This is a genomic window from Acidovorax sp. Root402 (genome assembly GCF_001425125.1).
Taxonomy (GTDB): Bacteria; Pseudomonadota; Gammaproteobacteria; order Burkholderiales; family Burkholderiaceae_C; genus Acidovorax; species Acidovorax delafieldii.
Genome location: NZ_LMDQ01000015.1, coordinates 269,176 through 282,099, shown reverse-complemented (window position 1 = coordinate 282,099; position 12,924 = coordinate 269,176). Strand labels below are relative to the sequence as shown.

The 12,924-nt window shown below is 59.8% G+C and carries 12 protein-coding genes; 4 read left to right on the top strand and 8 right to left on the bottom strand.

Going from position 1 to position 12,924, the window contains the following annotated elements; genetic code table 11:
• Positions 1-399 precede the first annotated feature (399 nt).
• The gene (gene ribD / locus ASC83_RS18305; RefSeq protein ID WP_056065777.1) at positions 400-1,497 is read left to right on the top strand and encodes a bifunctional diaminohydroxyphosphoribosylaminopyrimidine deaminase/5-amino-6-(5-phosphoribosylamino)uracil reductase RibD; all 1,098 of its coding nucleotides are present in this window, start codon (positions 400-402) and stop codon (positions 1,495-1,497) included.
• Positions 1,498-1,623: 126 nt separating this feature from the next.
• Entirely contained in the window at positions 1,624-3,522 is a 1,899-nt protein-coding gene (locus ASC83_RS18300; RefSeq protein WP_056065775.1) for an ATP-binding cassette domain-containing protein, read from the top strand.
• An 80-nt stretch (positions 3,523-3,602) separates the two neighbouring features.
• On the opposite strand, the gene ASC83_RS18295 is transcribed toward ASC83_RS18300, so the two are convergent.
• From ASC83_RS18295 to ASC83_RS18265, 7 genes are all read right to left on the bottom strand, one after another.
• Positions 3,603-4,709 carry a chemotaxis response regulator protein-glutamate methylesterase gene (locus ASC83_RS18295; RefSeq protein WP_056065772.1) on the bottom strand — a complete coding sequence of 369 codons (1,107 nt, stop codon included), beginning with the start codon at positions 4,707-4,709 and terminating at the stop codon, positions 3,603-3,605.
• A gap of 15 nt (positions 4,710-4,724) precedes the next feature.
• Positions 4,725-5,474: a chemoreceptor glutamine deamidase CheD gene (gene cheD, locus ASC83_RS18290; RefSeq protein WP_056065769.1), complete on the bottom strand. Its 750-nt coding sequence runs from the start codon at positions 5,472-5,474 to the stop codon at positions 4,725-4,727.
• 30 nt (positions 5,475-5,504) lie between these two features.
• Positions 5,505-6,410, bottom strand: coding sequence for a CheR family methyltransferase (locus ASC83_RS18285; RefSeq protein ID WP_056065766.1), 906 nt, complete (start codon positions 6,408-6,410; stop codon positions 5,505-5,507).
• Positions 6,411-6,513: 103 nt separating this feature from the next.
• Positions 6,514-7,002 (bottom strand): chemotaxis protein CheW, encoded by a 489-nt coding sequence (locus ASC83_RS18280; RefSeq protein ID WP_015015794.1) that lies wholly within the window; start codon positions 7,000-7,002, stop codon positions 6,514-6,516.
• Positions 7,003-7,057: 55 nt separating this feature from the next.
• Complete coding sequence (locus ASC83_RS18275; protein ID WP_056065762.1) at positions 7,058-9,202, bottom strand: chemotaxis protein CheA; 2,145 nt, start codon at positions 9,200-9,202, stop codon at positions 7,058-7,060.
• Positions 9,203-9,242: 40 nt separating this feature from the next.
• Positions 9,243-9,605, bottom strand: a complete 363-nt coding sequence (locus tag ASC83_RS18270; RefSeq protein WP_015015796.1) for a response regulator — start codon at positions 9,603-9,605, stop codon at positions 9,243-9,245.
• 49 nt (positions 9,606-9,654) lie between these two features.
• Positions 9,655-10,101 (bottom strand): hypothetical protein, encoded by a 447-nt coding sequence (locus ASC83_RS18265; protein WP_056065760.1) that lies wholly within the window; start codon positions 10,099-10,101, stop codon positions 9,655-9,657.
• A 188-nt stretch (positions 10,102-10,289) separates the two neighbouring features.
• On the opposite strand from ASC83_RS18265, the gene ASC83_RS18260 reads away from it, so the two are divergent.
• Together ASC83_RS18260 and ASC83_RS18255 are read left to right on the top strand one after the other, a co-directional pair.
• On the top strand, positions 10,290-11,399 hold the full coding sequence (locus ASC83_RS18260) for an ATP-binding protein (RefSeq protein ID WP_056065757.1): 1,110 nt from the start codon (positions 10,290-10,292) through the stop codon (positions 11,397-11,399).
• Positions 11,396-12,025, top strand: coding sequence for a response regulator transcription factor (locus ASC83_RS18255; RefSeq protein WP_056065755.1), 630 nt, complete (start codon positions 11,396-11,398; stop codon positions 12,023-12,025). Before ASC83_RS18260 ends, ASC83_RS18255 begins: the two co-directional genes overlap by 4 nt.
• A gap of 9 nt (positions 12,026-12,034) precedes the next feature.
• Here the strand turns inward: ASC83_RS18255 and fliR are convergent, their stop codons facing one another.
• Positions 12,035-12,805: a flagellar biosynthetic protein FliR gene (gene fliR / locus ASC83_RS18250; protein WP_056065753.1), complete on the bottom strand. Its 771-nt coding sequence runs from the start codon at positions 12,803-12,805 to the stop codon at positions 12,035-12,037.
• Between the last annotated feature and the right edge of the window lie 119 nt (positions 12,806-12,924).

Below are 12,924 nucleotides of genomic sequence, written 5' to 3'. Positions count from 1 at the left end.
TCTATTCTATACCGGTTTTTCAACCGCCAAGAAGACAAAACCAAACTTTCTTCGCCAACCTTCCGAGCCATCTGCCGCAGCACCTAAGCACCACCACAAACCACCCCCTCGACCCCAACACTTTTGCGCTCAGGTCTCAGTAGCGAAGCCTTCGACTATAGCACGGTTTACAACAGGCAGCAGGGTAAACCTAGGGGGTTGCCCGTCTCAGCCCCGCTCATGCGATTAGACATTCAGTCCCGCAGGCCCGTCACCGCGGCCTCCAAGGCATCCAGGAACAGGAAAGCCACGCTCTTTCTGGCGGTCTCGGTAAGCATTGCGTCAACAGCCATCTCGCGAACGTCGCGTAAGCTGCTGTGACTACAACCCGTACCAGTCGCTTTTTCATCGACACCAACCATGACGGATTACACCAAGGCGGCATTGGATCTTGCCCATGAGGCTCTCTACAGGACATCGCCCAACCCGCGCGTGGGCTGCGTGCTCGTCGACCACGACGGCACCATCATTGGCCAGGGGTCCACCCAGCGCGCGGGGGGGCCACATGCGGAGGTGATGGCTCTGCGCGACGCAGAGCAGAGGGGCTATTCCCCTCAAGGTGCTACCGCCTACGTCACGCTAGAACCTTGCTCACACCATGGACGTACGGGTCCTTGCTGCGATGCACTCATTAAGGCAGGTATCGCCAAGGTCGTCGCATCGATTGCCGACCCCAACCCCGCAGTGGCGGGCAATGGGTTTGCACGCCTGCGCGCGGCGGGGGTTGCTGTAGAGATAGGGCAATGGGCGGAAGCATCCAGGGAGCTGAACCTGGGATTTTTCAGTCGGATGATTCGAAAAACGCCCTGGGTCCGCATGAAAGCAGCCGCCTCGCTCGACGGTGTGACCGCCTTGCCCAATGGAGCAAGCCAATGGATCACCGGTCCCGCCGCCCGTACCGACGGACATGCATGGCGCGCAAGGGCTTGCGCGGTGTTGACCGGCACCGGGACCGTACTCGCAGATAACCCACGACTGGATGTGCGGGATGTACCCACCGATCGGCAACCCGCACTCGTTTTGGTGGATAGCGAGCTAGCTGTTCCTCTGGATGCCTTGCTTTTCGCAGCGAACCGGCCGGTTTATATCTATACAGCCTTTGCACACGAGAAAAGGCGTAGCGCGCTCGAAGCCCTTGGCGCCACCGTGATCACTTTGCCGAATAGTGCCGGTAAGGTGGACTTACCCGCGATGGTGCAAGACCTCGGGCGCAGGGAGATCAATGAACTGCACGTGGAAGCAGGTTACAAGCTCAATGGTTCGCTGCTGCGCGAAGGACTGGTCGATGAACTACTGGTCTATCTCGCCCCCAAGCTGATGGGCGAGGGTATGGGATTGGCCCAGATAGCTCCCTTGGCGACACTTGCAGAGGCACATGCCCTCAGCTTCCATACGGTAGACAGGATCGGGGAAGACCTGCGCGTCCTTGCACGCTTGCAGGGGCGCGACAGATTCTGAAGAAATCGCTGCGTAACTGATCGCGGAATTTTCCGCCAATCAAAGTTGCGCCCGACCGGCTGTCACTCCATCATGTGACTGGCGCAAAAAAATCCCGCCAGAGCGCGACACGGATAATCCCGCTCTATGGCACTTATCACCTTACTGGACGCCCAACTCGCATTTGGGCATGTTGCACTGCTGGATCACGCCGGCTTTTCCCTGGAGACCGCTGAGCGGGTTGGCCTGATTGGCCGCAATGGTGCGGGAAAGTCTTCCCTACTCAAAATCCTGGGAGGACTTGCCAAGCCGGATGATGGCTCTTTGCAAGTTCAGCAGGGGGTACGCATTGCCTTCGTCGCACAGGAGCCGACGTTAGACCCCGATGCCACCATTTTCAAGGCAGCCTCCGAAGGCCTGCAACGCGTGATCGCTATCCGCGATCAATACCTCTCGGGAGCGGACGGACTGGATCTGGATGCATTGCAATCGGAGATCGAGGCCTACGACGCCTGGAACTGGGAGCAGCGTGTCGAAGAAACCCTGCAGAGGTTGCATCTCGACCCGGAAGCCGTGGTCGGAGCACTCTCTGGCGGCACCAAAAAACGCGTGGCGCTGGCGCAGGCGCTGGTGGCACGCCCTGACGTGTTGCTGCTCGACGAACCCACCAACCACCTGGATCTGGACTCCATCGAGTGGCTGGAAGACCTGCTGCTGGACTTTCCGGGCAGTGTCGTGACCATCACCCACGACCGGTCGTTCCTTGACCGTGTGGCCACCCGCATCGTGGAGCTGGACCGCGGTCAATTGCGCTCCTACCCCGGTAACTTTGCTCAATACCAGATTCAGAAAGAAGAGCAGTTGGCGCAGGAGGCAGTGATCGCCGCCAAGGCCGACAAGCTCCTGGCACAAGAAGAAATCTGGATTCGGCGTGGTGTGGAAGCGCGCCGCACCCGCAGCCAGAGCCGTATCAGCCGCTTGGAACAGTTACGCGCCCGGCGGGAGGCTCGCCGTGAGGTCGTTGGCAGTGTGCGCATGGATGTCGCCACCGGAAGCTCCAACGGCTACCAGGGCAAGATCGTGGCGGAACTGCAAGGAGTGAGCAAAGCCTTCGGCGACAAAACCATCGTTCACAATTTCTCCGGGACGATACTGCGCGGGGACAAAGTGGGCTTGATCGGCCCGAACGGCGCCGGTAAAACCACGCTGCTCAAGATGATCTTGGGCGAACTGCAGGCCGACAAGGGCACCATCCGGCAGGGAGCGAACCTGCAAGTAGCCTACTTTGACCAGATGCGCCACGCTGTCAACCTCGACGCCACATTGGAAGACTTCATCAGCCCTGGCAGCGAATGGATCGAGATCGGCAATCAGCGCAAACACGTCAAGAGCTATCTGAGCGACTTTCTGTTCTCCCCCGCGCGCGCGCACTCTCCAGTGCGGTCGCTGTCCGGCGGGGAACGCAACCGCCTGCTGCTCGCCCGGCTGTTCGCCCGACCGGCCAATGTGCTGGTGCTGGATGAGCCCACGAACGACCTGGACATTGACACCCTGGACCTGCTGGAGGAATTGCTCGAAAACTACGAAGGCACGGTGTTCTTGGTCAGCCACGACCGCACCTTTCTCGACAACGTGGTGACCAGCACCCTCGCTTTTGAAGGCAACGGCCTGTGGCGCGAGTACGAAGGCGGCGTACAAGACTGGTTGCTCCAATCCAAACGCAGTCGGTCACTGCAAGCTGCTGCAACGTCCTCCAAACCACCTACACCGGAAGTTTCAGATCAAAGCACGCCGGAGCGCATATCAAATAAGCCTGCACAGCTATCAAAAAAGAAGCTGAGTTACAAAGAGCAGCGCGAACTGGATCAACTGCCTGGCCTGATCAGTGCGCTAGAGACGGAACAGAAATCCCTTCAAGACGCACTTTCCGACGGCTCACTCTTTGGTACTGACCCCACACGCGCGGCAGCCATGACAAGCCGAGCAGCCGCCATCGACGAGGAGCTGATGACCGCGTTGGAGCGCTGGACAGCACTCTCTGAATAGGCGCCAAACCGGTTCATGGCGCGAGGCTCTGGCGGGGACACACATGGTGAAGGCCCGCCGCCAGGGCTCGGTAATCGCCCTTAAATCCGGTGGTGCAGGCGGTCCGTTGTTCCGCGCAACCGGGCAATCAAGGCAGGAGCAATCTGCCCCAGCGGCAGCACCTCGTCGGCGGCACCGTGGGCAATGGCTTCCCGCGGCATGCCAAACACGATGCAGGTCGCCTCATCCTGCACATAGTTGTAGCTGCCGGCGTCTTTCATCTCCCGCATGGCAACAGCGCCATCGTTGCCCATGCCCGTGAGCATGATGCCAAATGCGTTGCGCCCCACCACCGCCGCTGCGGACTTGAAGAGTACCTCGACCGAGGGCTTGTGGCGATTGACCGGAGGGCCATCGTCCACCACCGCCACATAGTTGGCGCCACTGCGCGCCACATGGAACTGCGTGCCGCCCGGTGCGATGTAGGCATGGCCGGGCAGAATGCGCTCGCCATTCACCGCCTCCTTGACGGTGATCTGGCACAACCCGTTCAAACGGGACGCAAAACTGGTAGTGAACCCGGGAGGCATGTGCTGGGTGATCACGATCGCGGGCGAATCCGCAGGCATCTGGACCAGCACCTCCTTGATGGCTTCGGTACCACCGGTGGACGCCCCAATGCAGATGAGCTTTTCAGTGGAAACGCGACCCAGCAGACCAGCTGCGGGTACGGCGTGGGGCAAAGGAGTGCCCCCCACAACACTGGAGGCTGGGCCTGCATCACGCACAGGGGCGCGGCGCACCTGCGCGACGGCAGCAACGCGGATCTTGTCCACAATCTGCGCCGCCAAATCGTTGAGCCCGCTGGCCAGCCCCACACGCGGTTTGGCCACAAAGTCGACGGCGCCCAACTCCAGGGCCTTCATGGTGACCTCCGCGCCACGCTCGGTCAGCGTGGAGATCATCACTACCGGAGTGGGCCGCAGACGCATCAAGCGCCCCAGAAAATCAATGCCGTCCATGCGTGGCATTTCAACGTCCAGGGTGATGACATCCGGATCCAATTCGCGAATCATCTCGCGCGCCACCAGAGGGTCGTTGGCCGTGCCAATGCACTCCATGTCCCGCTGGCGGTTGATGATCTCTGACAGCAGACTACGGACCAGCGCCGAATCGTCCACCACGATCACCCGGATTTTCCTGCTCATTAACTCAAACCTTTATCAAAACAGATCCACAGAACCACCCGACGTGGTCTTGGCAACAGTGGCCGCGTTGCCGCGAACCTCCTGGGCCACGAGGGCTTCGGGATGGGCATGCGCCAACCGTTTCACCATCGCTTTGCCGGTCACTGGAAAGAAAACCACCTTGCGCGGATAGATGTCGAGCACGTCCTCGGAGACGATCGGAATGCGCTCAGTGTGCAAATAGTTCAACACAAAATTCGTGTTGCGCTCACCCACATTCATGGTGGTGAAGTTGTGCATCACCTGGGCCCCTCCAAAAATCTTGGCCTGCATGGTTTCACGGCGTGCACCGAGCTTGAGCATTTCATTGATCAACAGCTCCATCGCGTAGGAACCATAACGCCCGGATGCGTCCGCCAGATCGCCGTCCGGCAGCATGAAATGGTTCATTCCTCCCACACGTGCGCGGCTGTCCCACAGGCAGGCAGCGATGCACGAGCCGAGCACGGTCATGATGACCATGTTCTCATCCGACACGAAATACTCACCAGGCAGCACCTTCACCGCGTTGTGCTGGAAGTGGTGATCAAGGTAAAAAAACGAGGCCTCTCCTGGCTTGCGGCTGCGGGCCTTGAGCTCCTGCAGCGACGACTCGCGCGCGGGCCCGTTGCCAGAGCTGTAGATATCGGCGCTCAGCGGCGCAATACGCGGAGCGCGGCGCCTTTCGGAATTGCCGGGCACAGCAGCAGCATTGGAAGGGGATGAACCTGTTTGAATGTTGGTCATGGGTGCAATGTGCAGGACAACATGGACAGGTCAGCGGCGCTCATACACCGTCTTGCCACGCAGGGTGAACAGGTCTTTGGACTCGCTGAAGTTCTCGGCGTGCCCCACAAACAACATGCCACCCGGTTTGAGCACGCGGTGGATTCTTTCCAGCACGCGCCGCTGTGTAGGGGCATCAAAGTAAATCATCACATTACGGCAGAAAACCACGTCAAAGGGCTCCTTGAATGGCCAATCGTCGCGGATGAGATTCACACTCATGAAGTCGATGGCGCGCCGCAACTCCGGCTTGGCGCGGACCATGCCCGCGTTCCCGCCTTTGCCTTTGAGAAAGAATTTCTGCAAGCGCTCAGGGCTCAAGCCCTTCACACCGTCGAGCCGGTACACGCCCTGCGCCGCGGTGGCCAGCACGCGCGAATCAATGTCGCTGGCTGTCAGTTTGAAAGATGCGTTGGCGCCGAGCGCCTCCAACGCGGTGATCACGATGGAGTAAGGCTCTTCGCCCGTAGAGGCCGCGTTGCACCAGACCCGCCAGTTGGCGGATGGCTTGGAGCGCAGGTGCGACGCAAAAATCTCGAAATGATGCTGCTCGCGAAAGAATGCCGTGAGGTTGGTGGTCAGCGCATTCACGAACTCCTGCCACTCCGGCCCGTCATGGTTCTCCAGCCAGCTCAGGTAGTCGTGAAAGCTGGTGTGCCCCGTGTCGCGCAGCCGCCGCGACAGGCGGCTGTAGACCATGGCGTGTTTGCCATCATGCAAGCTGATACCAGCGCGCTGATAGATCAGCGCCTGCACACGGGCAAAGTCTGCATTGGTCCAGACAAATTCTCGCCCCTGGGCCAGAGGGCCAGAGGGCGCTACGGCTGCGGCATACGCAGGATCTACCCGGGCAGGGCCTGACCGGACTGACGCCGAAGCACTGGTGGTTTGGGCCATATTGATCGTCCGAGGGGAAGTCCTGTTCGCTCCAAAAGGTCTGCGAGCACAGCTCACAGCCTGACATGCGCCTGCGCCACCACTGGCTGCTGACTGCTACGCCTTATTCGTTGGCGGTCACCAAGCCCATGTCCACGCTGGACATGAGCTTTTCAATATCCAGCAAGATCAGCATGCGCTCGCCCACGGACCCCAAGCCCAAGATGCAGCTGTTGTCGATCGCACTCTCGATATCAGGGGCCGAACGGATGCTCTCTGGTGTCAACTCCATCACATCGCTCACCGAATCCACCACAATGCCCACCACACGGTTGCGCAGGTTGAGGATGATGACCACAGTGAAACTGTTGTAGTCCGCCTGCGCACAGTTGAACTTGATGCGCATGTCCACGATGGGAACAATCGTGCCGCGCAAATTGACCACGCCCTTGATGAAGTCTGGCGCGTTCGCAATGCGGGTGGGAGGTTCGTAGCCCCGGATTTCCTGCACCTTCAGGATGTCGATGCCGTACTCTTCCTGGTCGAGGCGGAACGTCAGATATTCACGAGCACCCGTTGGTGCAGCGTCTGCAGTTTTACCGATCACACTCATGGTGCATTCTCCTTTCATGGCGGCGCAGCGCCCCCAGGGGCGCCCGCACCTGTATCTAGTGGCGCGCCCGACGCACCAAGCCACCCGTGTCCAAAATCAAGGCCACGGTGCCGTCACCCAAAATGGTGGCGCCCGACACATTGGGCACCTTGCGATAGTTCGATTCCAGATTCTTGACGACCACCTGATGCTGGCCGAGCAACTCATCCACCAGCAAGGCCACACGGCTTCCGTCAGCCTCGACCACCACCATGATGTTGCTGGATTTGTTGAGGTCAAAGCGCGGAACCTGGAAGATCTTCTCCAGCGCGATGACAGGCATGTATTCGTCGCGCACCTTGACCAGCTGCGAGCCTTGCGCCACGGTGCTGACATCGTCCGCATTGACCTGGAACGATTCCACCACCGACGACAGGGGAAGGATGTAAACCTCTTCGCCCACCCCCACCGACATGCCATCCATGATGGCGAGCGTCAGCGGTAGGCGAACGGACACCTTCATGCCGTAGCCCTCTGCAGAATCGATCTCTACCGAGCCGTTGAGCGCTGCGATATTGCGTTTGACCACGTCCATGCCGACCCCACGGCCTGACACATCGGTCACCTCATCGGCCGTGGAGAAGCCTGGAGCAAAAATCAGCTGCCAGACATCGGCATCGCTCATCTGATCGGACACCTCGATGCCGCGCTCCTGGGCCTTGCTGAGGATCTTCTCGCGCGACAGGCCACGACCATCGTCACGCACCTCGATCACGATCGACCCACCTTGGTGCGACGCCGACAAGGTGATGGTGCCGTGCTCGGATTTGCCCTTGGCAAGACGATCGGCAGGCATTTCAATACCGTGGTCGCAGCTGTTACGCACCAAGTGGGTCAGCGGGTCGGTGATCTTTTCGACCAAGCCCTTGTCCAGTTCGGTGGCTTCACCCAGGGTCACCAGCTCCACCTTCTTGCCCAGCTTGTTCGCCAGATCGCGCAGCATGCGCGGGAAGCGGCTGAAAACGATGGACATTGGAATCATGCGGATCGACATCACCGACTCTTGGAGGTCGCGCGTGTTGCGATCCAGATCTGCCAACCCGGCCAGCAATTGCTGGTAGGCCCCAGCATCAAGGCCCCGGCTGTTCTGCGCCAACATGGCCTGCGTAATCACCAACTCACCCACCAAGTTGATCAGTTGATCGACCTTCTTCACATCCACGCGGATGGTGGTGGACTCCATCTGTGCCTGCATCGCCACCTTGGGCTCGGCGCTCGCCTTGGGCGCAGCTTTGGGAGCTTGCGCGACAGGCGCATGGGCAGCCGCCGCAGCTTCACCATGGGGTGCTCCGGGTGCGCCGTTGAAGAATCCATAAGGCGCTTCGCCCCCGGAGGTATCTACAGCAACCACGGGCTCGTCGTCCGCATCTGCGGCGGCTGCGTCACCAGAAGCGGCAGCATCACGAATCAGCACCTGGTCCTTGGAAACATGGAACGCAAACAGGTCCAGCAGATCATCGTTGGTGGACGTCGTTTCCACCGCAAAGACCCGCGTATTGGCCTGGCTGCCCGGGACATCGCGGATCGCCCCCAAACCGGGAATGTCTCGGAACAATTCTTTGATCGCGTCGGCCTGCTCGGGGCGGTCCAGTGGCCCGATCTGGATTTCCAGCTGCCGTGCCTGCCCTGGCACAACAGGCGCAGAAACCTTGGGCGCAGGAGCCGGGGCTGCTGCCACCGGCGCGGGTGCAGGAGGAGGCGGCGCTGCGACCACAGACGCAGCATCGCCGGGCACCAAGCCTGCCGCCAGGTCGCTGATTCGGCGAACCAAGGAGGTGGTGGAAACCGCCTCACCTTGTCCACCCGCCTGATGCCGTGCCAGCAGGCTGCGCGAAGCATCTGCAGACTCCAGGAGAACGTCCACCATCTGAGGGATGGGCTGCAGCTCATGGCGGCGCAGACGATCAAGCAGGGACTCCATCTGATGGGTCAGCTCGGCCACGTCAGAAAACCCGAAGGTGGCAGAACCTCCCTTGATCGAGTGAGCGCAGCGGAAGATGCCGTTGAGCTCTTCGTCGTTAGCACTGCTCAGGTCCAGATTCAGCAGCATCTGCTCCATCTGGTCGAGGTTCTCACCCGCTTCCTCGAAAAAAATCTGATAGAACTGGCTGAGGTCGAAGTCAGCGCCTGCACCTGATCCTTCTTGGTAGGTTTCCGCCATGGTGGGCTCCTGTGTACTAAATGATCTCAGTCAACCCGGCTCAGCGGATCACTTTCTGGATGACTTCGATCAGGCGATTCGGATCAAAAGGTTTTACCAGCCATCCCGTGGCACCCGCTGTGCGGCCCGCCTGCTTCATTTGATCGCTCGACTCTGTCGTCAGGATCAGGATGGGAATGGTCTTGAATTTGGGATGCTCGCGCAGTTTGCGGGTCAGGCCAATACCATCAAGACGTGGCATGTTCTGGTCTGCCAGCACCAGGTCAATGTTGTGCGTCTCAGCCTTTTCGAGGGCATCTTGCCCATCCACTGCCTCCACGACGTGATAGCCGGCACCTGTGAGGGTGAAGGACACCATTTTGCGCATGGAAGGTGAATCATCAACGGCAAGGATCGATTGCATGTATGGCTCCAACTGACTTGAATATATAAGGTAACCAGTGATGTGAACGTCAAAACAGGTCCACAGAACCTGCATCCATCTCGCTTTGGGTGACAGGGTTCGGCCTGTCGGGCGCCATCTCCGCAAAGGGCGCGGCATCTTCACCTTCTTCATGCCCCATGGCTTCCGAGGCCAGCCGGAAGGCACAGCCCTGCAGCACCTTGGTGGTGTGCCATATCAGTTGGGAGGCCATGTCCTGGAACTGCAACTCAGTCACTGCGCTGCGCAACGCCGTACGCGCGGCCACCAACTCCGGGGAGTCCGCCACTACAGCATCTGTCAACATGGCGTTTGCCTCTCCAAACCGTTCCAGCAGGTTGTCGGTGGCGTGGTTCAGCAAGCCTTCCAGGCGGTGCAAGTCGTGCATCACGACCAACAAAGAGTCCTGCAGCTCTGCCGCCACCATGACGGGAACCTGGACAGCAGGTCCTCCAGGCGTTGTTAGCGTAGATTGCATCGTTTCTCCATCGCAGCACGTAGCAGCAAAACACGCAAATACACAGGACTACGATACTTGCATCAGTAACCTGCCAAGGCCCCCGAGCAAACCGGAGCATCCACGCCCATTGGACGCTGACGCACAAACCATCCCAACCGGACAAACACCCTTGTTTGTTCCAATTTGTATCCTATGATAGCGCTCCTATGGTCCCTGCAACACCAGACCAGACCCTTGAGATCCTCCATCTTGAAGATTCACCGGCCGATCACGAATTGGCAGCGCGTGCGTTGCGCCGATCAGGGCTCCGTTGCCACCTGCAGCGGGTTGACACCCTTTCTGAATTCCAAAGACTGACAGACAGCGGCCACTTTGACATCATCCTGGCAGATTACCGCCTGCCAGGCTTCACCGCATTGGATGCCTGGGCCCATGTGGCGCAAAAACCGCATCACCCACCTTTTGTGCTGCTTTCAGGTGCCATTGGCGAGCCCGCAGCGGTTGACGCGATGCGACTCGGGGTAGCGGACTATCTGCTCAAAGACGATATCCAGCGCCTCCCGCATGTAATTGCCCGCACCCTGGAAGTGCACGAAGCACGCAACGCGCGCGAGCAGGCTATTGCCGAGCTGGCCACGTCGCAACGCCGCTTGGCCGAGTTGGCCGAGCATCTGCAGACCTCCATCGAGCATGAGCGGGCCGCCATCGCTCGCGAGATCCACGACGACATTGGTGGCGCACTGACCGCAGTACGCTTTGACGTGGCCTGGATAGGGCGCCACAGTACCGATCCTGCCATGCAAGAGCATGCCACCTCTGCGGTGGACATGCTGCAACACGCGATTGGCGCCAGCCAGCGCATCATGATGAACCTGCGCCCACCCATCCTGGAACAAGGGCTGGTGGCGGCTGTCCAGTGGCTGGCCACGGGCTTTGAGCGCAGGACGGGCATCACCACAAGGATGCAGAGCAGCAGCGAAACCATCGATATACCCACCGACATTCAATTGGTGGCATACCGTACTGCCCAAGAAGCATTGACCAATATCTCCAAGCACGCGCAGCCCAGCAAGGTGGACATTGAACTGTCTGACAAGGAAGGGGTACTGACCCTGGAGGTCGCGGACAATGGCCGTGGCATGGATTCCACAGTTCGCGACAAACCAAAAGCCTTCGGCCTCAAGGGCCTTCAAGAGCGTGCACGCACCGTAGGGGGATGGCTGGACATCAGCAGTCGGCCGGGCAAGGGCACGTCGGTCATTCTGTCCGTCCCGTTACCATCTCCTTCCACATCCGCTCCAGGAGATGCCCAGTGATCCATGTCGTCTTGTGCGACGACCATGCCGTATTGCGGCGCGGCATTCGCGACACACTCGCCGAAGCACCGGACATTCAGGTGACCGGCGAAGCGGGCGGGTATTCTGAGCTGCGTGAAGTTCTGCGCACGGCTGCCTGTGATGTGCTGCTGCTGGACCTGAACATGCCCGGACGCAGCGGCCTGGAAGTACTGGCCAGCCTGCGCGAGACCCACTCGACCATCCGGGTGCTGGTGGTTTCGATGTACCCCGAGGATCAATACGCGCTGCGCTGCCTCAAGGCGGGAGCCCAAGGCTACGCCAACAAGGCCGGCGATCCGGTGGAGCTGATTGCGGCAGTGCGCACGGTGATGCAGGGGCGCAAGTACCTCACTGCCGAAGTGGCCCAGATGCTTGCGGACAGCCTGGCTCAACCCACGCCGGAGGTGCCCCATGCGGCGCTTTCCGAACGAGAGCTGCAAACCCTGGTCAAGATTGCATCGGGGCGGCGCCTGTCTGACATCGCCGATGAATTGATGCTGAGTCCTAAAACCGTGAGTGTGTACCGCTCACGGGTTCTCGAAAAATTGAAGCTTTCGAACAATGCTGAACTGACCGTTTACGCCATCCGCAATCAGCTGGTGTAACTAACGGCCCTACCTGCCAACAGAGAACAGATCCACGGCTTGTTGCATCAAAGCCAACACCGGTTGCTCCAGCATCGGCAACGTTGCTGCTATGCCCAGCATCCCCACCGTGAGCGTGACCGGGAAACCCACCGCATAGATATTCATTTGCGGCGCCACACGCGAGATGATGCCCATGGTCAGGTTGACGAAGAGCAGCAGCGCAATCATGGGCATGGCAATCCAGAGCGCGCTGGAAAAGAGCGAAGCACCCAACTCATACAACCGCATCTGTCCCAACGCCTGCAGAAAATTTCCATCGACTGGAAAGCGGTCAAAACTTTTGACCACGGCCATCAATATCAACAAATGGCCATTGATGACAATGAAGAGCAGCATGGACATGTGGCCAAAAAACCGGGCCACGGCGCTGATCTGTCCGTTGGAGGTGGGGTCAAAGAACGATGCAAAGTTGAGCCCCATCTGCAGGCCAATGATTTCACCAGCCAGCTCAACGGCTGTGAACACCAGGCGAACCGAAAAGCCGATCGCCAGCCCCACAGCCACCTGCTGCGCCACCGTGCCCAGCGCCTCACGGCCGTTCACGCTGATGACAGGCTGCTCGCCCAGAACACCTTGCGCACACAAGGCCACAAGGAAAGCGAGACCGATTTTTACGCGCATGGGCACGACCCGCATGGAGAACACTGGGGCCACGGAAAACAGTGCCAGCACGCGCAAGAAGGGCCACAGAATGGGAGACAGCCACGCCATGATCTGAGCTTCGGAGAAGGTGATCACGCCCCTCCTCCACCGGCGCGGCCTGGGCGCATTGACGGCCAAGGCACGGCCGCCCCCAGTGCTCGTCGCTGACTCCAGCAGCCCAGCATTGTCCTGAGGCCGCCAAGTGCCCAGATTGG

Excerpts from the sequence above, each read along its gene's own strand:
- ribD (WP_056065777.1), top strand. The coding sequence starts at position 400 with ATGACGGATTACACCAAGGCGGCATTGGATCTTGCCCATGAGGCTCTC.
- ASC83_RS18300 (WP_056065775.1), top strand. The coding sequence starts at position 1,624 with ATGGCACTTATCACCTTACTGGACGCCCAACTCGCATTTGGGCATGTT.
- ASC83_RS18295 (WP_056065772.1), bottom strand. The coding sequence starts at position 4,709 with ATGAGCAGGAAAATCCGGGTGATCGTGGTGGACGATTCGGCGCTGGTC.
- cheD (WP_056065769.1), bottom strand. The coding sequence starts at position 5,474 with ATGACCAACATTCAAACAGGTTCATCCCCTTCCAATGCTGCTGCTGTG.
- ASC83_RS18285 (WP_056065766.1), bottom strand. The coding sequence starts at position 6,410 with ATGGCCCAAACCACCAGTGCTTCGGCGTCAGTCCGGTCAGGCCCTGCC.
- ASC83_RS18280 (WP_015015794.1), bottom strand. The coding sequence starts at position 7,002 with ATGAGTGTGATCGGTAAAACTGCAGACGCTGCACCAACGGGTGCTCGT.
- ASC83_RS18275 (WP_056065762.1), bottom strand. The coding sequence starts at position 9,202 with ATGGCGGAAACCTACCAAGAAGGATCAGGTGCAGGCGCTGACTTCGAC.
- ASC83_RS18270 (WP_015015796.1), bottom strand. The coding sequence starts at position 9,605 with ATGCAATCGATCCTTGCCGTTGATGATTCACCTTCCATGCGCAAAATG.
- ASC83_RS18265 (WP_056065760.1), bottom strand. The coding sequence starts at position 10,101 with ATGCAATCTACGCTAACAACGCCTGGAGGACCTGCTGTCCAGGTTCCC.
- ASC83_RS18260 (WP_056065757.1), top strand. The coding sequence starts at position 10,290 with ATGGTCCCTGCAACACCAGACCAGACCCTTGAGATCCTCCATCTTGAA.